24 protein-coding genes are annotated in these 15,895 nt (G+C 53.4%); 2 read left to right on the forward strand and 22 right to left on the reverse strand.

Annotated features, from left to right (window positions below; all coding sequences use genetic code 11):
• Positions 1 to 12: 12 nt before the first annotated feature.
• The 11 genes from AC0IXH_RS11700 to AC0IXH_RS11750 form a co-directional block, all read right to left on the reverse strand.
• Positions 13 to 459, reverse strand: a complete 447-nt coding sequence (locus AC0IXH_RS11700) for a phage virion morphogenesis protein (RefSeq protein WP_471720463.1) — start codon at positions 457 to 459, stop codon at positions 13 to 15.
• Positions 452 to 886, reverse strand: a complete 435-nt coding sequence (locus AC0IXH_RS11705) for a phage tail protein (protein WP_471720464.1) — start codon at positions 884 to 886, stop codon at positions 452 to 454. The genes AC0IXH_RS11700 and AC0IXH_RS11705 overlap by 8 nt, the downstream gene beginning before the upstream one ends.
• Positions 849 to 1,094, reverse strand: coding sequence for an Rz1-like lysis system protein LysC (gene lysC, locus AC0IXH_RS11710; RefSeq protein WP_471720465.1), 246 nt, complete (start codon positions 1,092 to 1,094; stop codon positions 849 to 851). The genes AC0IXH_RS11705 and lysC overlap by 38 nt, the downstream gene beginning before the upstream one ends.
• Positions 982 to 1,410, reverse strand: coding sequence for an Rz-like lysis system protein LysB (gene lysB, locus AC0IXH_RS11715; protein ID WP_471720466.1), 429 nt, complete (start codon positions 1,408 to 1,410; stop codon positions 982 to 984). The genes lysC and lysB overlap by 113 nt, the downstream gene beginning before the upstream one ends.
• Positions 1,407 to 1,922 (reverse strand): lysozyme, encoded by a 516-nt coding sequence (locus AC0IXH_RS11720; RefSeq protein WP_471720467.1) that lies wholly within the window; start codon positions 1,920 to 1,922, stop codon positions 1,407 to 1,409. The genes lysB and AC0IXH_RS11720 overlap by 4 nt, the downstream gene beginning before the upstream one ends.
• Positions 1,903 to 2,115 carry an HP1 family phage holin gene (locus AC0IXH_RS11725; RefSeq protein WP_053143689.1) on the reverse strand — a complete coding sequence of 71 codons (213 nt, stop codon included), beginning with the start codon at positions 2,113 to 2,115 and terminating at the stop codon, positions 1,903 to 1,905. Before AC0IXH_RS11725 ends, AC0IXH_RS11720 begins: the two co-directional genes overlap by 20 nt.
• Positions 2,116 to 2,118: 3 nt before the next feature.
• Positions 2,119 to 2,322 carry a tail protein X gene (locus AC0IXH_RS11730; protein WP_053143687.1) on the reverse strand — a complete coding sequence of 68 codons (204 nt, stop codon included), beginning with the start codon at positions 2,320 to 2,322 and terminating at the stop codon, positions 2,119 to 2,121.
• The gene (locus tag AC0IXH_RS11735; RefSeq protein ID WP_041692225.1) at positions 2,322 to 2,786 is read right to left on the reverse strand and encodes a head completion/stabilization protein; all 465 of its coding nucleotides are present in this window, start codon (positions 2,784 to 2,786) and stop codon (positions 2,322 to 2,324) included. The genes AC0IXH_RS11730 and AC0IXH_RS11735 overlap by 1 nt, the downstream gene beginning before the upstream one ends.
• A 106-nt stretch (positions 2,787 to 2,892) precedes the next feature.
• Positions 2,893 to 3,543, reverse strand: coding sequence for a phage terminase small subunit (gene gpM, locus AC0IXH_RS11740; protein WP_471720468.1), 651 nt, complete (start codon positions 3,541 to 3,543; stop codon positions 2,893 to 2,895).
• Positions 3,544 to 3,546: 3 nt separating this feature from the next.
• Positions 3,547 to 4,608, reverse strand: coding sequence for a phage major capsid protein, P2 family (locus AC0IXH_RS11745; protein ID WP_471720469.1), 1,062 nt, complete (start codon positions 4,606 to 4,608; stop codon positions 3,547 to 3,549).
• 16 nt (positions 4,609 to 4,624) lie between these two features.
• A complete protein-coding gene (locus AC0IXH_RS11750) occupies positions 4,625 to 5,479 on the reverse strand; it encodes a GPO family capsid scaffolding protein (RefSeq protein ID WP_471720470.1) in 855 nt (284 codons plus the stop codon).
• A gap of 143 nt (positions 5,480 to 5,622) precedes the next feature.
• Here AC0IXH_RS11750 and AC0IXH_RS11755 point away from each other — a divergent pair, with 143 nt between their 5' ends.
• Positions 5,623 to 7,389: a terminase ATPase subunit family protein gene (locus AC0IXH_RS11755; RefSeq protein WP_471720471.1), complete on the forward strand. Its 1,767-nt coding sequence runs from the start codon at positions 5,623 to 5,625 to the stop codon at positions 7,387 to 7,389.
• The gene (locus tag AC0IXH_RS11760) at positions 7,389 to 8,429 is read left to right on the forward strand and encodes a phage portal protein (protein ID WP_471720472.1); all 1,041 of its coding nucleotides are present in this window, start codon (positions 7,389 to 7,391) and stop codon (positions 8,427 to 8,429) included. Before AC0IXH_RS11755 ends, AC0IXH_RS11760 begins: the two co-directional genes overlap by 1 nt.
• 55 nt (positions 8,430 to 8,484) lie before the next feature.
• Here the strand turns inward: AC0IXH_RS11760 and AC0IXH_RS11765 are convergent, their stop codons facing one another.
• The 11 genes from AC0IXH_RS11765 to AC0IXH_RS11815 all read right to left on the reverse strand — a co-directional run bounded on the left by AC0IXH_RS11765 (position 8,485) and on the right by AC0IXH_RS11815 (position 15,888).
• A complete protein-coding gene (locus tag AC0IXH_RS11765) occupies positions 8,485 to 9,102 on the reverse strand; it encodes a TIR domain-containing protein (RefSeq protein ID WP_471720473.1) in 618 nt (205 codons plus the stop codon).
• Positions 9,103 to 9,104: 2 nt separating this feature from the next.
• On the reverse strand, positions 9,105 to 9,833 hold the full coding sequence (locus AC0IXH_RS11770; protein WP_471720474.1) for a hypothetical protein: 729 nt from the start codon (positions 9,831 to 9,833) through the stop codon (positions 9,105 to 9,107).
• A gap of 223 nt (positions 9,834 to 10,056) precedes the next feature.
• Positions 10,057 to 10,314 carry a hypothetical protein gene (locus tag AC0IXH_RS11775; protein WP_471720475.1) on the reverse strand — a complete coding sequence of 86 codons (258 nt, stop codon included), beginning with the start codon at positions 10,312 to 10,314 and terminating at the stop codon, positions 10,057 to 10,059.
• Between the two features lie 48 nt (positions 10,315 to 10,362).
• Complete coding sequence (locus tag AC0IXH_RS11780; RefSeq protein ID WP_338570658.1) at positions 10,363 to 10,554, reverse strand: hypothetical protein; 192 nt, start codon at positions 10,552 to 10,554, stop codon at positions 10,363 to 10,365.
• A 104-nt stretch (positions 10,555 to 10,658) separates the two neighbouring features.
• Positions 10,659 to 12,908 carry a replication endonuclease gene (locus AC0IXH_RS11785; RefSeq protein ID WP_471720476.1) on the reverse strand — a complete coding sequence of 750 codons (2,250 nt, stop codon included), beginning with the start codon at positions 12,906 to 12,908 and terminating at the stop codon, positions 10,659 to 10,661.
• Positions 12,901 to 14,022: a DNA cytosine methyltransferase gene (locus tag AC0IXH_RS11790; protein WP_471720477.1), complete on the reverse strand. Its 1,122-nt coding sequence runs from the start codon at positions 14,020 to 14,022 to the stop codon at positions 12,901 to 12,903. The genes AC0IXH_RS11785 and AC0IXH_RS11790 overlap by 8 nt, the downstream gene beginning before the upstream one ends.
• Complete coding sequence (locus AC0IXH_RS11795; RefSeq protein ID WP_471720478.1) at positions 14,019 to 14,873, reverse strand: DNA adenine methylase; 855 nt, start codon at positions 14,871 to 14,873, stop codon at positions 14,019 to 14,021. The genes AC0IXH_RS11790 and AC0IXH_RS11795 overlap by 4 nt, the downstream gene beginning before the upstream one ends.
• Entirely contained in the window at positions 14,870 to 15,097 is a 228-nt protein-coding gene (locus tag AC0IXH_RS11800; RefSeq protein WP_338570667.1) for a TraR/DksA family transcriptional regulator, read from the reverse strand. The genes AC0IXH_RS11795 and AC0IXH_RS11800 overlap by 4 nt, the downstream gene beginning before the upstream one ends.
• Complete coding sequence (locus AC0IXH_RS11805) at positions 15,097 to 15,324, reverse strand: DUF2732 family protein (RefSeq protein ID WP_053143662.1); 228 nt, start codon at positions 15,322 to 15,324, stop codon at positions 15,097 to 15,099. Before AC0IXH_RS11805 ends, AC0IXH_RS11800 begins: the two co-directional genes overlap by 1 nt.
• Positions 15,325 to 15,391: 67 nt before the next feature.
• On the reverse strand, positions 15,392 to 15,733 hold the full coding sequence (locus tag AC0IXH_RS11810) for a DUF5347 family protein (RefSeq protein WP_053143659.1): 342 nt from the start codon (positions 15,731 to 15,733) through the stop codon (positions 15,392 to 15,394).
• Positions 15,697 to 15,888, reverse strand: coding sequence for a phage filamentation protein Fil family protein (locus AC0IXH_RS11815; RefSeq protein ID WP_151038075.1), 192 nt, complete (start codon positions 15,886 to 15,888; stop codon positions 15,697 to 15,699). The genes AC0IXH_RS11810 and AC0IXH_RS11815 overlap by 37 nt, the downstream gene beginning before the upstream one ends.
• Positions 15,889 to 15,895 lie beyond the last annotated feature (7 nt).

Consider the following 15,895-nt stretch of genomic DNA (forward strand, 5'->3'; position numbering starts at 1 on the left):
GTAATGATAAATTCATTCTTCAAGCCAGCGTTTTAAAGTGCCCCTCACCGCTTCTTCAACAACTCCATTCACCCCTATTAATGGGCGTTCTGCATACTTCACTTCAGTACCGCGCTGGTTCACCTTGTCCCGCAGTCCATAATGATGAACGCGGGCCAGCCTCTGAACCTGTCCGGTAAAAAAAACCTCAGCCTGATTAGCATTGGCCTGCGCTTTTAGGTACTTCGCCGTTTTAAGCTTCGTAAACATTTTACGCCGAATACGGCCTTTCTTCGTTCTGGCCGTCACGCGCTTAGGCTCCCATGACGTTCCGTCCGGCGCACGTTGTGCGGTAATGTTCGCCTGCTGAATTATGCGCACGTTCCGCGCCACCTCGCGCAGCATCCGTGAACGTTTGGCGGGTTCCAGCTGATTCAGCAGCGCGGCCAGCCAGGCATCAACCTGCTGCAAATTATCCATGTTGATGTAATGCCCAGAATTCGTCCGGCTGCTCAGGCTCCGGCACGGCCTCCACCTGCATCACGCCATCCACCTCGCGGGCGATCACCCGTTCGGTCAGCTTAAGATTCAGGCTCAGATCGCAGCGGTCATTACCAAGAATATCCACCTCAAACGTAAACAGCTTTTCCCTCTCTGCCGTATTCTGCAGCGCGTCAGGCTGGTTATCGCGAAGCCAGAACTGGACGGGTGCCATCAGCAGATTCTGATCGCCGGTGAAGTCCGTAATGACGATGTTCAGCGTGTAACGATACTCCCACGAAACGGAAGTTGCTGACGTGGCAACCAGCGAACCGTTATCCACAAACAGATGGAGCCGGTCAGGATTTTCGCGCACGTATGGCACTGCATCATTCAGGGCTTTTCGTAAGGATTGCGGCTTGTTCATCGTCTTTTTCCTGACAGGTCACTATGGTGTCCACCTTATCGGCGCAGTTCGCCCAGGCGGCTTCAGCGTCATCCAGTGCGGCCAGCAGCTCGCCATTACTTCGGGGTGCTGACGGCCCCAGGTGGCACCGGGTGATTTTGGGACAGCCACTCACGGTAAGATTCACCTCCGGCGATGGCCGGTCTTGCGCGCAGCCGGACAACAGCATCAGGCAGAAGGGAATCAGCCCATATATGAAGTTCTTCATTTTCACGCTTCAGTTCCTCAATCCGCCGCTGCCTGTCACGCAGCAGCGTATTATTTTTTTCAGCCGCGGCATAAAGCTGCGTCTGCGCCTGGCTGCTGGTCTGCGTCAGGATATTCAGGGCAATCAGCTGGCTGTTCTTCTGCGTCAGCGCCTGCTTTTTACTGTTCAGTTCTTTGCCCTGGCTTTCAATCGTGTGGCTGGCGTTATTCAGCCGCCAAGACTGCCAGCCCAGCGCCGCAATCAGCAGAGCCATAATCATGACCACCAGGCGCATCATGTACCGACACCCTTTAAGCACCAGGCCAGTTCACGCGCGCGGCGGTTATCCAGCCCCTGATTGAACACGCCTCTGACGTACACCCAGCGCGGCAGCTGATTGCAGGCATCGCGCCAGCGCTCAGCTTTCAACAGCTTCACCATCGTGGAAGTGCAGGCGTTGCCGGTGCCGACGTTGAACGCAAAAGACACCACCGCGTCATACACCTTTTGCGGCATCACCACCCCGGCACAGCGCGCCAGCGCGCTTTCGACCCGCAACACGTTGGTGATGAAATTCCCCGCCGCCTGCCGCTCCGTGATTGTCCTTCCCAACACCACGCCGTGGGTGTTTCCGATCCCGTCTGTCCAGACGCCCGCGCTGCACTGATAGGGACTGAGGCGGCAGCCTTCATAGTCCGCAATCAGCCGCATCCCCTCAACCGAGGTGTGCAGCTGCTGGAAGCCGGGCAGCGTGGCGGCAATTGTCAGCACCACACCCACGGCGCAACGCTTAACGAGTTGCAGATTCATAGTCCTCCCGACTGATACGCCCGCTGGCCAGCAGCTGGTAGGTCTTGCGTTTGTAGTACCAGCTGATGAACGCCATCAGGATCCCGACCAGCAATCCGGCCACCGTTGAAATATCCTTGAGCGACAGATCGCCCAGCCACGCCATCAGAATTGCAATGCACCAGGTGATAACGGTGCTGATTTTCTCCGCCATGATTCAGTCCCAAAGCTGAACGGTCTGAGAGGTGGCAGCAGGCGCAGAGTCCGGCAGCTCAACCTCAAGGCCGTGAGGTAAAATCGGGCCATGTTCGGCCAGTCCCGGATTCGCCTGCAGCACCTGCTCCGTCACGCCCTGCGTGCGCCCGTAGTGACGCCAGCAAAGTGCGTCCACCGTGTCATACTGCAGCGCACGCACTTTCATCAGATCAGTTCCACAATGTTGTGCGGCATATCCTGCACCCGGCTGATCGCCCAGCGCGCATCGCGCCACAGGTCACCACTGGCATCGTCCAGCACCTCCCCCCGTTTTGCGGCGGCTGCCGTGGCGTCAAAGTCCTGATAACGCTCGTTCAGCACCGCCCGCGCCCAGCACCAGACCGCATTTCGGTAGTGATGCAGGCGCTGGCTTTCCCCGGCCAGCTTTTCTGACGGCACGTCCGCAAGGCTGTTGAAACCCCTGATTTCCTGCCGTTCGCGGTAGCCATAAAGCTCCGCATTCACCTCTGACATCGCAGTCAGAACGACCTGACGCAGGCGGGCCGGGGTAACCGTGCCGTCGACGCGCATCGCCGCGCGAAAGCCCGCCAGATCGATATCCGGCCAGAAAGAGTTGTTGAGGATAATTTCCGGCGTATCCGACGCCTTTTCTGGCGCAACAAACTGCATTGTCATTGCCGTGGTACTCCTGAATTAGTCGGGCGGTGGACGGGGTTTTGATGCGGCAATGCCTGTCGCCACCCCGTGCCGCCCCGCGCGTTGGCACGTCCGGTTATCAGCTGGCGTTGCGGAGTTTCCGCTCCAACTGCTCTGTGTCTTTTTTCACGCCGCATTTGTCGTCAAGCTGCATGGCGCGTTTCAGGTGATTCAGGGCCGAAACGGGCTGGCTTTCGCGCAGCACGTAGCCAAGCGACTTGTGCAGGCGGGCGCGTGACTGGTCAGGCATATCCAGGCCATCGATCATGTCCAGCGTCTGCATCAGCAGCTCAGCATCAAACGGGATTTCGGCCAGAAGGGCGGCTTTGGCGGCATCGGCCATTTCTTCCGTCAGCAGCGTCTGCACGTTCCGGTTAAAGCCGGTAGGCATAACCCAGCCGTGTTTCAGTGCGTGGCGGCCAATAGCAAGCGCACCGGCATATTCCCCGGCATCGATACGCCACAGCATCACGTACATCAGCACGTCATCCTGACGCGTACCGTCAGCGGCCAGCACGCCCTCCGCCCAGGCGGCATATTTGGGAAGTACTTCCAGCTTGATTTCCGCTTTCTTAACCGTGGACTGGATGCCCTTCAGGCGGCGGCGGTCTTCACCCAGCTGCATCAGCATCAGGTCATAGCCTTTTTCATGGCGAACGCTGCCGCCCTGACGGGCGGCCTGTTCGGCCTGAATGCGCTGGCGGTGTTGCCGTGCGGGACTCAGGCTCATGGGTTACTCCCCTGCTTCCGGTGCCACGGCTGAGAAGTCCCCGATGGTGATGTTTTCTACCAGCGCGGCGCAGCGGTAATCCTCAACAACGTAGGCTTCGTTGACCGACTCAAAGTTTTCGATGCGGTCACGTTTCGGATTGTCGATAACCGAACGGCGGCGGGTGTCTTCCTGCCAGTAGATGGACAGGTTATCCAGGCGGGTGATCAGCACCGCATTGGCCGGGAAGTACGGCGCGCGGACTGCCTGAAGGCCACCCATGCGTTTCTGGCTGATAATCAGGTCAGCAGCCAGCTTTTCCGTATTGGCCTGATCGCTGTTGACCAGCGGGAAGTACTTGTCAGACAGCAGCTCACGGCCACAGATAACAACCAGCTCGTCATCGTCCTGGAAAATCGGATCGATAAGCTCATTGACCGCATCCATCACCAGCGCGTCCAGGTTGGCGTAAGCGCCACCTTTGCCCACCTTCACCGGTGCGGCAGTAGTAGTGCCGTCTTCTGCCGTGGTGCTGCCCAGCACGTTATCCGGCGCATCCTCACGCACCTTCTGCAGCCAGCCCTTGTTCACGTCCTGCAGCAGCTGATTCTCTGCGCGGTTGGAGGTTTTGACGCGCTTCACGCCGTTAAAGCCGATCATGATGCGGTCCAGCGACTGACGCTTGATGATCGCGTCACGGATACGCACCTGGAAGTCCTGGAACTTGGCCCACATGTCCAGCTTCGCGTAGGTCAGCGCCGTATCGAAATTGGTCTGCTCACACTTGTACTCGACGCCCGCCATTACCGTTGGATCGGTTGGCTCACGGTCTTTCGCGGTGGTGTCGGTGGTACCAGCAATGGTGCTGCCCACGCCAAGCCCCAGCAGCTCGCCGGACTGCTCGGCCACGCCGATCACGTTGATGTTGGTGAGAAATGCGGCCGACTGCTGGATCTGGTCTTCCAGCGTCTGCGCCACAGACGCCTCCACGTTGAATTTGCTCGACAGGTCAACGACCTCCACGCCGTTCAGGCGGGCCAGCTGCATCAGGTAGGCGTTAAAGGCAAAGCGGGTTTTCTGTTTCATCGGGTTTGTTGCTCCATCAGCAATTGGTCAGGCCGCCAGCCGGTACGTCACCGCCCGGCGCGCGCTGGCGATAATCGGTGCGGCTGTCCTGACGGCTCAGCTGCGCCTGAAGTTCGTTAAATGCGGCCACCTGCTCAGAGAAAGCGGTCTGCTGCGTTTGCAGCTCCGTTTCCAGCTGGCTCAGCCGTCCGGCCTGCCCGCTCAGCGCTTCATCCGTGCGACTGCTCAGGCTCTGCTGCTCGGTGGCAACCAGCTCCACCGCCTTATGCACGTCAGAAAAGCGCGCATCGTCGGACTGCTCTTTCTTGCTGAACAGCGCGGTAACGCGGGTGAACAGGGACGGCTTGTCGTCCTGGGCTTCCGTCAGTTCGATAACCGCTTCTTCGGCGGCGGAAAACAGGTTTTCAGGTGACTGCTTGCGGTTTGCCAGCGGATTACGCGTGGCCGTTGCGCTGAACGACAGGATTTCCGTTCCCAGGCTGGCCGGATCGTCAGTGGCTGCCAGGCCAATCAGATACGCCTTGCCGGTGTCGGCAAATTTCGGGCTGATTTCCATTGAGGTGAACAGCTTCTGGCCAAGCTTAACCAGCGCCACCAGACCGTCAGTCGGTTCGATATCCGCATACAGCGCCATCTTTCCGACCAGCGGCCCATCCTTGATTTCTTCAGCCGCCAGCGCCGTCACTTTGCCGTAGCGGTTAAACGTGCTGTCCGGGGAGTAAGACTTGATGTGCTCAAGGTTGATAGTGGCCGTGTACAACTCCGGGTTATACGCGGCGGCCATCTGTACCAGCCATTCGCGCGTGATTTCGCGTCCGTCCGTGGTGGCACCTTCCACCCCGATACGAAAACGTTTTGCTTTTACCGTCATGAGCCAGGCTCCGTTGAGAAATAACTCTGTGAGGCCTTATGTTTGCGGTGATGGGGGGTCTGAAACAACGGGCTGGCATTGTGGGGGGAACCACACAATCAGATGCGGCAGAAAAGGCGGCGTCAGGGCCGTATTTTGGGGCAATGAATACGACACTGACGCCCGCAGACCTCGATCCCCGCAGACAGGCTCTTATCCTGTACTTTCAGGGATACCGCATCGCCCGCATTGCTGAAATGCTGGGAGAGAAACCCGCAACCGTTCACAGCTGGAAGAAGCGCGACAAGTGGGGCGACTACGGCCCGCTTGATCAGATGCAGCTGACCACCGCAGCACGTTACTGCCAGCTGATTATGAAGGAGCAGAAAGAAGGGAAGGATTTCAAGGAGATTGACCTGCTGGCGCGCCAGTCCGAGCGCCACGCCCGCATCGATAAGTTCAGCAACGGCGGGAATGAGTCGGATCTGAACCCGAAGGTGGCCAACCGTAACAGCGGCCCGCGTAAGCCGCCTGAGAAAAACGTCTTCAGCGACGAACAGATTGAAAAGCTGCAGGAGGTTTTCCACGGTTCGATGTTCGGTTATCAGCGCAACTGGTGGGAAGCGGGCAACAGGCACCGTATCCGCAACGTTCTGAAGTCCCGTCAGATTGGCGCAACCTTCTACTTTGCCCGTGAAGCGCTGATTGATGCGCTAACCACCGGCCGTAACCAGATTTTCCTGTCAGCCAGTAAGGCGCAGGCGCACGTTTTTAAGCAGTACATCATTGAGTTTGCCCGTGAGGTGGACGTGGATCTGAAGGGCGACCCGATGACGCTCAGTAACGGCGCGTGCCTGTACTTCCTTGGCACCAACGCCCGTACCGCGCAGAGCTATCACGGAAACCTCTATCTGGATGAATACTTCTGGATCCCGAGATTCCAGGAGCTGCGCAAGGTGGCATCCGGTATGGCGCTGCACAAAAAGTGGCGGCAGACCTATTTCTCCACCCCGTCCAGCCTGACGCACAGCGCTTACCCGTTCTGGTCCGGTGCCCTGTTCAACCGGGGCCGCGCCAAAACGGATCGCGTGGACATCGACCTGACGCACGGCTTTCTTTCGCCGGGTAAGTTCTGCGATGACGGCCAGTTCCGCCAGATTGTCACCGTTGAGGATGCGGTGCGCGGCGGCTGTAACCTGTTTGATATCGACCAGCTGCGCCTGGAGTACAGCCCGCCGGAATATCAGAACCTGCTGATGTGTGAGTTTATCGACGACCTCGCGTCCGTGTTCCCGCTGGCCGATTTGCAGGCTTGCATGGTGGACAGCTGGGAAGTCTGGCAGGACTTTGAGGCGCTGGCGCTGCGTCCGTTCGGCTGGCGTGAAGTCTGGATCGGATACGACCCGGCCAAAGGTACGCAGCACGGCGACAGCGCCGGGTGCGTGGTGATTGCGCCCCCTTCCGTTCCGGGCGGCAAGTTCCGCATTCTGGAGCGCCACCAGTGGCGCGGCATGGACTTTCGCGCGCAGGCCGATGCCATCAAAGAGCTTACCCGCCAGTACAACGTGACCTATATCGGCATTGATTCCACCGGCGTGGGGCATGGCGTCTATGAGAACGTGAAGATGTTCTTCCCGGCGGTAAAAGAGTTTGTGTATAACCCGAACGTGAAAAACGCCCTGGTGCTTAAGGCATACGACATCATCAGCCACCGCCGCTTGGAGTTCGACGCGGGCCACACCGACATCGCGCAGTCATTCATGGCTATTCGCCGGGCCACTACCGCCAGCGGCAACCGTCCGACCTATGAAGCCAGCCGCAGCGAAGAAGCCAGCCACGCCGATTTAGCCTGGGCAACCATGCACGCCCTTTCCAATGAGCCGCTTCAGGGTGAAGCCGCACACACCAGCAACATCGTGGAGATTTTTTAATGAGCAAACGCAGGAACCGCAGCGGCCAGCAGGCCATTACCCGAACCGTTCAGGCCAGCGCACCGCAACAGCCGCACGCGGAGGCGTTCACCTTTGGCGATCCGGTGCCGGTGCTGGACCGGCGGGAACTGCTGGATTACGTCGAATGCGTAGTGATGGATAAGTGGTATGAGCCGCCAGTGAGCTTTGACGGGCTGGCGCGTACGTTTCGCGCGGCCGTTCACCACAGCTCGCCGATTTCAGTTAAGCGCAACATCCTGACCAGTACCTTTATCCCGCACCCGCTCCTGAGCCAGCAGGCGTTCAGCCGCTTTGTTCAGGACTATCTGGTGTTTGGTAATGCCTATCTGGAAAAGCGCACTAACCGTTTGGGCGGCGTGCTGTCGCTGGAGCCTGCACTGGCAAAGTTCACCCGGCGAGGCACCGACTTAGACACCTACTGGTTTGTGCAGTACGGCCTGACATCGCAGCCGTATGAATTCACCAAAGGCAGCATTTTTCACCTGATGGAACCGGATCTGAACCAGGAGGTTTATGGTCTGCCGGAGTACCTGTCAGCCATTCCGTCCACGCTCCTGAATGAGTCGGCCACCCTGTTCCGCCGCAAGTACTACATGAATGGCAGCCACGCGGGCTTTATCATGTATATGACAGACCCGGCGCAGAGCCAGGAGGACGTGAACAATATCCGCACCGCAATGAAAGGAGCCAAGGGGCCGGGCAACTTCCGTAACCTGTTTATGTATTCGCCGAACGGTAAGAAGGACGGCATTCAGATCATCCCGCTGTCAGAGGTGGCGGCAAAGGATGAATTCCTTAGCATCAAGAACGTTAGCCGCGATGACATGATGGCCGCGCACCGAGTACCGCCTCAGATGATGGGAATCATGCCAAGTAATGTTGGGGGATTTGGTGATGTTGAGAAGGCTAGTCGGGTGTTTGTAAGGAACGAACTAATTCCCATACAGAAACGGTTAGAAGAACTTAATCATTGGATTGGTGATGACGTAATCAATTTTACACTGTACTCATTAGAGTAAATGATATTTAGACTATGAAAAAGGAACCCCATTTCAATGGAGTTCCTTTACTCATTCAAAATCCAAACAGTGAATTACTTCTAATTGCTGGAACTTCTGCGGAATTTCTTTTTGCAGCAGGAACCATAGCTTTTCTTTTGTCGAATGCCTGATCTATAAAATATTCAGGATTAACTACAAATTGTGAAAACCTCACCAAAGAGCAAAAGACATCACTATCATTATAATGTGGCACTGTTTTTTCATAAACATGATTTTTCTTAACAAGGTATGGAAGATATAAATCATAACCGACACCTGGAGTTCTCAGACCCATTGAGCACCCACAACTCGTATCAGAGCATGTGGCAGGAGAAAAGATGCTATCGTAAAGATCATCTCGAATGACTCCCACTAGCCCATTATAACCATCACCCCATAAGGAAGCTTGTATTTCTGAGTTAACAAATTTTCTTTGCTTTGTTTCCCTACCAATCAAAACCACAGTAACAGTAGAATCTTCAAGGTATTCCTCACGGATTTTTCTCATGATACTTTCTTCACTGATAGTTGTACTTATATCCCCATCACTAACAGATTTATCTATAAATGACTCCCCCCCAAATTTCTCAATAAGATCATCTTTGAGGTCTTGCTCATTCGCATGATGATAACTTAGAAAAGTCTTGTGCATCACTACTCCCATTTTTCAATTTCTATTTCAAATTTAATAGCAAAAGATTTTTTGAAAAAATCATTCACATCCATAAAACCCTCAACAATCTTAGCAAAATGGTAATAATGTGTTTGAATTGTGCCGATAGGGGTCAAATGGTAGGATAAGGAGATAATCTTACCTTCTGAATCTTGATCTTGCGTTTGCACACAATCCTTTTCAGATATAAATTTATGCCACCGCCTGTAATTATTTTGATGTTGTGTCAAAAAATCATTGAGCGTTTTAAGGGCTTCATTGGAAATCAAGTAAAGATCTTTATCTCTTTTTCTCTTGATATTAAGTATTTTCATTTCACTTCTAATGAAGTTATAACATTCGAAATAAGAGTTCAACACTTCATCAAAGGCATCATAATTTGGATTAATTTTAAAAACGGTGCGCTTCGTATCAAAATAATTCTTTATTGATTTCTTGAACAAAATGTCGGAATTATCAAATAGAACATTAATACCACCAAAGCTTAACTGTTCAACTTTGAAAGAATAACGCTTGTGCGCGGCTCCTACTAGAAGTAGGTATGCCACAAGACACAAAATAAACACTGATAATAATGCTTTGATGATGCCAACATTTGACATGAAATTGGCAGTAAACCACCATTTCTCCATAGGAGAAAATGGAACTGAACCAATGATAGTCATGAGCAATACAAACAAGCACCCCCATGAAACCCAATACTTTAACATCGGATTATCCTTAATTTTTCTTTAATAATACTCTACATTTTGGGTGTATGGAAGTCACTGCGCGCGCTCGTACCCCCGCCACGCCTGCCCGCTTTATGAAGTGGTTTTCATGCACTGCATGACCTACGCAAAAGCCCGCCATTGCTGGCGGGCTTCAGGTAAAACGATCCTCGCGGGATCATGCGATCTCATGCAGCATAGGCATGCACTGCCCAAGCATCAGCTATAACAAGGAAAAGTCATCGTCAGCTGGCAGATTTTCCGTCACGTCTGAAGATAGCTGTTGAAGATATAAAAGACCTCGTGAAAGTGAAACAGGCTCTGGTAACTCGAACATGAAAGCGCCATCAATAGTCTTACCTAACCAGTAACCTCCCCCGTTCTTCTTTGGGCGTTGGAAGAAAACCCATCCGCCAGGAACGTATTTTGTGAGTGAGTCACCGCGATAGATTATCTGATAATTGTCGTCGCGCTTGGCCATACGTCACCATCTTTTTCAAAGCTGCCGTTACGGTTTAACATCTGAATTCTAGCCCTCTCCTACCTTCTTTCTTACGCCGTTCTTCTGGTCTCGAATCTCATCCACAATCCCAGTGAACATCTCAGCTACCCAGACCATAGCAATTTCTTTGTCGTCATCATTGTAGAGATCGTTGACCAATGAACGTGTAATCAAATCAATGCGCTGCAGCCGAATAGACTCCATGTAAAAATCTTTCATTCTCCCTCCCCAAAGCAAATACTGTATGCATGTACAGTATATAAAGTCTCATCAAATGTGAAACGATTTTTACCCTTTACTAGGATTAACCTGAGCCTTTTTGATTACATAGGTTTACCTCTCTGCTTCTCCGCAAGTAGATGAAATCTGGTAAGTAACTCTTTTGCCCTAGTTCTCTTGCGGGGCCGTAACAGCTCACCTTGTGCAGTACTGCTGAACCACATCCCGCCAATACGCGTTTCAGTTCCATCAACCAAACGTGATGCAAGTCCGCGGCTGATAACTTCGCCACTGAGATCACGCACTTGTTCAATCACACGAATGCAGGCGGACTCTTTCTTATCCGATCGCTTGAACACTTTGGCTGACTTTTGAGGCTGTTCGGAACGTATTCTGGTCAACTGCTTGCGCCGTTCCTTTCTGCTCATACTTCCAAAGTCCAAATCAGGCATAATTTCCGGTTTCGTCAGATCCTCAGATCCCGATCTCCCCGTACAGTTATTGACAGAACTCCGAGAGGGCGCATTCGCACCCTTAAGGTCAACCCCCAAATCAACGGCGATTTTTGAAACAATTTTCCACTTGGTAAGGCGGGTTAAAATAGGCGTGTCGTCGCCGACTGAAGGAGCATAGACCCCTTGAATGCGCGTGATTTCTTCTCCGTACTCGTTAGTGTCCTGGCTTGTTTGATACCAGTTACGCGCCACCAAATCTTCACGCTTAACAAACGGGCCACCCTGAGCATTTACATACTCTGCCCATTTTCCGCCGTCAGCCGCATCATGGACCGTACCAAACTCAACACTCAACCCGTGTGCAGTTTCGCTATCTGCCATTTTGCGAAGCTCACGAAACACCGTCACTGGCGCGCCACCAATAAACTGAAACTGGCGGATATGCCAACGTGCAGCCCAGGCCGAAACGGCAGGCGCAGTATCTTTAAGCTCTTTACCGCTTTCGTCATCCAGTTCGCCATCAAGAGCGTAACCGTCGATATTCTTGGAAATATACTTAGCTATATAACCGGTAGCGCTGCCTTTATCCGGATCGATGGCCTCAGCATGGAATCGTGCCTTTCTGGCTTTGTCAGTGGCAAGCTCGCTGCTGTCTTCCTGATAAGCGTAATCACGCAGAATCTGGCCGACCCTTTCAACATTCTCAGGAAGCATGAACATCAGCATGTGCCAGTGCGGCGTTGCGTCATGGTGAGGCTCAGCAACACGGATGCCAAAAATGCGAATGTCTTCACGATGAAGTTTCGCGCGTACTTTCTGCCAGACGTTACAGAGATACCGTTGCGTATCAGCGGGGCTGGCTCCGTTCCATTTGCGGTTACGGTGACCGGTTTTGATTGTTGCGTGATAGCGGGATGGGGCGGTCACAGTATAAAACTCGCCTACGTAACCCATCTCATTACAGATTTTTTCAAAGCCGCTAATGCGGTTCATCAGCTCACCACGGCGAATAGACGGATTTGCCACGCTGCCGTCGAATTTTTCGATCAGGCTTATGCGCTCCCCGGTTTCCTCGTTTTCCAAATCCAGTCCCTTTAAAAATTCGCGGGTGCGACGCTTCTGCTCACGCCATTCGATAACCGTCATGCTGCTGGCGTAAGGGGTGTGTTTTTTGCTGACGTTAGCAAGGGCGATCTGAAGATGTTCGCGCCATGAAGCAGCTATACGGCGCAAGCGGCCTTTCCACCATTTTTCCGTCTGCATACGCATAATGGCCGGCGTCACTTCTTCGGGATCAAACAGGCGAGAGGTTACTTTCTCCCAAAGCGGCGGGGTCTGCTTCAGCTCCCGCGTAATGGTGGCCGCTATCATGTAGATGCGGTGAGTGTACTTATAATCTGATTCGTCGCTGCCCTGGCCATGTGCCTGCACCAGTTCAGCGAGAAGAAAACTGGCAACATCGCCAGCCAGCAGATCAACATCCGTACGGGCCATTTCCGGCAAGCGGTTAAACCTTCTCATCAGTTCCCATAATGTGCCGGCAGCAGTAGCAGCCCGGCTGTTATCTCCAGCATTCTCAGTGAGCGCCGTAAATGTGCCCTGGTTCATTTCACCCAGGCGATACTGCGCGTTTACCAGTTCAAGGCGTGGCAATGTCCGCTCTACGAAGGTTTTCGTTAAGTAGGCATTGGCCCGCAGAACACCATGCTCTTTCTCCAGTTCGGACAAACGGCGGTTAACATCAATACGGACAAGGGCGGGCTGGGCTTCCAGTAACTCCCGCGCATGCGAAACAGCCGCGATCAGCTGATCACGGCGTTGGATTTCCTCATAGGTAAGATAGGGACTGGCTATAGCTTCCCGTGGCGCGTTCCACGGGTAAGCGTAATTCTCATTCATGATTGTGTTCACCACAGGCCGCAGTAAAAGCCTTAATAAACTCTGCAGCAGCCTGCGGTACTATCGCGTTTCCATAACCGCGCAGGCGTCCCACTCTGGCGGGAACCCCATAAGCCAGCGGGAATGAGCCGGATTCAACTGGCCGGAATTTTCCATCCCGGCAGCCGAGCCAGTCAGCACCTGACCAGAAGCTGTTATGCGGACTGGCCGGGGTAGATGCTTTGCCTGCCCGGCTAATGATCTTATCCCGCGTTCCGTGTCCGGCTGCGCATAACGATTTGTCGTTGGTGTATTCCAGGATGCCATCCACACAGCCCGCCCCAGCAAGCTGTTGATCGGCACGTTCAGGCATTCTTTCCCGTCCTTGTAGTCGCGTGTTGTCGGTGTCGGCCACGCTGCAATTTTCACCTGCTGCGGCAGGCTGCTTCCCGTCATCCCCGGAGTTATCCCAGTACCTCCCCGCTTGCCGTCCGAATGGCTGGCCGTCGTCCAACTCGCCAGCTGCGCCAGGTCCTGCAAATTCTGCTGACTTCCCTTTTCCTTGCGGCTCTTTATTTTCTCCGGGTCGCGGATCGCTGCTTTCACGTTGCTGTGTGTCGGAGTGGGCCAAGATGCGGACAGCGCCAAAGAACAGTCGATCTCTTTTGTGCGGGGCACCGACGCTTGCCGCTGGCAGTACGGACGCCCCGCAGGCGTAACCTTGTCTTTCCAGCTCAGCGAATAAATCATCGAGCCAGTGTTTTCCAATCGCTGCCGCAACCTGCTCGCCAAAGAGGATTGCAGGCTGGCACTGGTCAACGAGCTGCATAAAAGTTGGCGCGAGGTGTCTGTCATCGAGCTGTCCGAGTTGCTTTCCAGCAACGCTGAACGGCTGGCATGGGGGGGAACCTGTCCACAATGGGTAAGTGTCCGGCACACCGGCGAGGCGCAGTGCGAGACTCCAGCCACCGATCCCGGCAAAGAAGTGACACTGCGTGAATCCGTTAAGGTCTGCTGCTGTGACATCATTAATACTCCTGTCATCTACAATGCCGGGCGCAATCAGGCCCGCTTCAATGAGGTTACGCAGCCACTGCGCTGCAAAAGGGTCAAATTCGTTGTAATAGGCGGTCATGCTAAAGCACCTTTTTCCATGCCGGGGAATACAGCCGGGTTGGCATGTTTAACCTGCGTCCCTATCGGACGGCTGACACAGATAAGTTCTTCAGCGCTCTTACCTTTACCAGCGGCTACGCCAATGCTGCGCGGGGCGGTAATCTGATGAAGGTCAAACTGGCGATAGAGGCTTTTAACCAGGCGGGTGTGGCTGTTGGAAGCGATGACCGGATGGCGGGTAGCCACATCACTCAGGACAGATGCCAGCTCATACTGTTTATCTTTTCCAAAGCCTCCGCTGTGATAATCCCCAAAAGTGTCATCGTAAGGAGGATCGCAATAAACCACATCGCCAGCTTTAAGCATGTTCAGCGTTTCAGTAAAATCAGCACAAATGAACGTTGCCCGTTTTGCTTTTTCTGCAAAGGCTTTGATTTCTTCCAGCGGAAAATACGGCTCTGTGTAATTACCAAAGGGGATATTGAAATTGCCCTTCTGGTTATAGCGACACATGCCGCGATAGCCATTGCGGTTCAGATAAAGGAAATAGGCCGCGCGTTCCAGCAATGGCAACCCAAGATGATGATTAAATGCTTCGCGGATTGAGTAATAACTTTCCTGCGTGCGATTTTCCGCAAATGCCCGGAATGCCAAAATAATGAACTGCTGAGAGTTATCTTTAATCTGACGATAAAGGTTAGTCAGGTCTGGATTAACGTCCGCCACCAGATACGCCGAATAATCAGTGTTCATCATCACAGCACATGAACCCGCGAAAGGTTCAACGAGGCGATCACCCGCCGGCAAGTGTTTATTAATCTCAGCCATGATGCGTGACTTACTGCCAGCCCACTTCAACACGGTGTTCATACAGACGCCCCTCTGAAATGAGAAGCGTGTAGCTCCTCAACTTGTTTACAGGTCACACACAGCGTCACGCCAGTTAGTGCCTTGCGGCGTTCTTCGGGGATCGGTGCTTCGCATTCTTCACAGAAGAACGCGCTAATCTTCACAGGGCGATTGATCACGTTTGCCAGACTGCGGGCCAGATTCTCAGCCTCGCGCTGCTGCGCTAAATCCATTGAATCAGCCATTAGTGCAGCTCCTGCGCCTGTTTCTGAATCTCTTCAGCTTCTTCGCGAATCAGTTCAGCGGCTTCAATAGAATTCGCCGCACCACTGGCAATTTTTTCCGCAAGGAAATTAAGGCGGGATGAAAAGACGGCGGCACGATTGCGGCGCTCATCCATACGTGCAGCATTCAGCAATGACTCGATCGCTTCAGGGGTGGTTTTCATTACTTTCGTTTCAATGTTTCTCATTAACTCTCTCCAGATTTAAGGCAAAAGAATGCCCGGCGGGTTTACGCCTTTAATTTCGGTTGGTTACTTAATTAGGTAGTGAAAGCTTCTTAGGAAATAAACTCACGACTGCACGAAAATGGTTCATTGCACCTATCAGCGCGTACTTTTCATCACTCGTCAGCTCATCAAAGTCACATTCATGACGCTCTGACTTAAGGTTTGCCAGAAAGAATATTGCGGCCAGCGCACGCTTATTCTTTTCAAAATACACATCGCGCTTATCGCGCATATCAAACATGAACCGCTTAAGCTCGTCACCGCAGCTTTCACCGAAAACTTTTGTACGAAGATTTGCAATGTGGCTCAGGCCTTTGACGCGTTCCCCGGCCGTCATTGGGACAATAGCTTGTTCAGCATTGATAGCCATTTGCTCTTACTCCCTGTGGTAGTTAAACCTGCCAGTAATTCCGCCTGTGAAATTGACGGATGCCAGCGCCTGCCCTTCTCACCCATGATCCAGCCATTTCCGTAAGATGGAGAGGGATTCTGACGCTTCAAAAGAGGTGCTACAGAAAAAGCCATAGTTCCC

The sequence above is a fragment of the Erwinia sp. AC075 genome, assembly GCF_979253995.1.

Bases quoted from the DNA above. Each gene is read 5' to 3' on its own strand.
- AC0IXH_RS11700 (WP_471720463.1), bottom strand. From the start codon at position 459: ATGGATAATTTGCAGCAGGTTGATGCCTGGCTGGCCGCGCTGCTGAAT.
- AC0IXH_RS11705 (WP_471720464.1), bottom strand. From the start codon at position 886: ATGAACAAGCCGCAATCCTTACGAAAAGCCCTGAATGATGCAGTGCCA.
- lysC (WP_471720465.1), bottom strand. From the start codon at position 1,094: ATGCTGTTGTCCGGCTGCGCGCAAGACCGGCCATCGCCGGAGGTGAAT.
- lysB (WP_471720466.1), bottom strand. From the start codon at position 1,410: ATGATGCGCCTGGTGGTCATGATTATGGCTCTGCTGATTGCGGCGCTG.
- AC0IXH_RS11720 (WP_471720467.1), bottom strand. From the start codon at position 1,922: ATGAATCTGCAACTCGTTAAGCGTTGCGCCGTGGGTGTGGTGCTGACA.
- AC0IXH_RS11725 (WP_053143689.1), bottom strand. From the start codon at position 2,115: ATGGCGGAGAAAATCAGCACCGTTATCACCTGGTGCATTGCAATTCTG.
- AC0IXH_RS11730 (WP_053143687.1), bottom strand. From the start codon at position 2,322: ATGAAAGTGCGTGCGCTGCAGTATGACACGGTGGACGCACTTTGCTGG.
- AC0IXH_RS11735 (WP_041692225.1), bottom strand. From the start codon at position 2,786: ATGCAGTTTGTTGCGCCAGAAAAGGCGTCGGATACGCCGGAAATTATC.
- gpM (WP_471720468.1), bottom strand. From the start codon at position 3,543: ATGAGCCTGAGTCCCGCACGGCAACACCGCCAGCGCATTCAGGCCGAA.
- AC0IXH_RS11745 (WP_471720469.1), bottom strand. From the start codon at position 4,608: ATGAAACAGAAAACCCGCTTTGCCTTTAACGCCTACCTGATGCAGCTG.
- AC0IXH_RS11750 (WP_471720470.1), bottom strand. From the start codon at position 5,479: ATGACGGTAAAAGCAAAACGTTTTCGTATCGGGGTGGAAGGTGCCACC.
- AC0IXH_RS11755 (WP_471720471.1), top strand. From the start codon at position 5,623: ATGAATACGACACTGACGCCCGCAGACCTCGATCCCCGCAGACAGGCT.
- AC0IXH_RS11760 (WP_471720472.1), top strand. From the start codon at position 7,389: ATGAGCAAACGCAGGAACCGCAGCGGCCAGCAGGCCATTACCCGAACC.
- AC0IXH_RS11765 (WP_471720473.1), bottom strand. From the start codon at position 9,102: ATGCACAAGACTTTTCTAAGTTATCATCATGCGAATGAGCAAGACCTC.
- AC0IXH_RS11770 (WP_471720474.1), bottom strand. From the start codon at position 9,833: ATGTTAAAGTATTGGGTTTCATGGGGGTGCTTGTTTGTATTGCTCATG.
- AC0IXH_RS11775 (WP_471720475.1), bottom strand. From the start codon at position 10,314: ATGGCCAAGCGCGACGACAATTATCAGATAATCTATCGCGGTGACTCA.
- AC0IXH_RS11780 (WP_338570658.1), bottom strand. From the start codon at position 10,554: ATGAAAGATTTTTACATGGAGTCTATTCGGCTGCAGCGCATTGATTTG.
- AC0IXH_RS11785 (WP_471720476.1), bottom strand. From the start codon at position 12,908: ATGAATGAGAATTACGCTTACCCGTGGAACGCGCCACGGGAAGCTATA.
- AC0IXH_RS11790 (WP_471720477.1), bottom strand. From the start codon at position 14,022: ATGACCGCCTATTACAACGAATTTGACCCTTTTGCAGCGCAGTGGCTG.
- AC0IXH_RS11795 (WP_471720478.1), bottom strand. From the start codon at position 14,873: ATGAACACCGTGTTGAAGTGGGCTGGCAGTAAGTCACGCATCATGGCT.
- AC0IXH_RS11800 (WP_338570667.1), bottom strand. From the start codon at position 15,097: ATGGCTGATTCAATGGATTTAGCGCAGCAGCGCGAGGCTGAGAATCTG.
- AC0IXH_RS11805 (WP_053143662.1), bottom strand. From the start codon at position 15,324: ATGAGAAACATTGAAACGAAAGTAATGAAAACCACCCCTGAAGCGATC.
- AC0IXH_RS11810 (WP_053143659.1), bottom strand. From the start codon at position 15,733: ATGGCTATCAATGCTGAACAAGCTATTGTCCCAATGACGGCCGGGGAA.
- AC0IXH_RS11815 (WP_151038075.1), bottom strand. From the start codon at position 15,888: ATGGCTTTTTCTGTAGCACCTCTTTTGAAGCGTCAGAATCCCTCTCCA.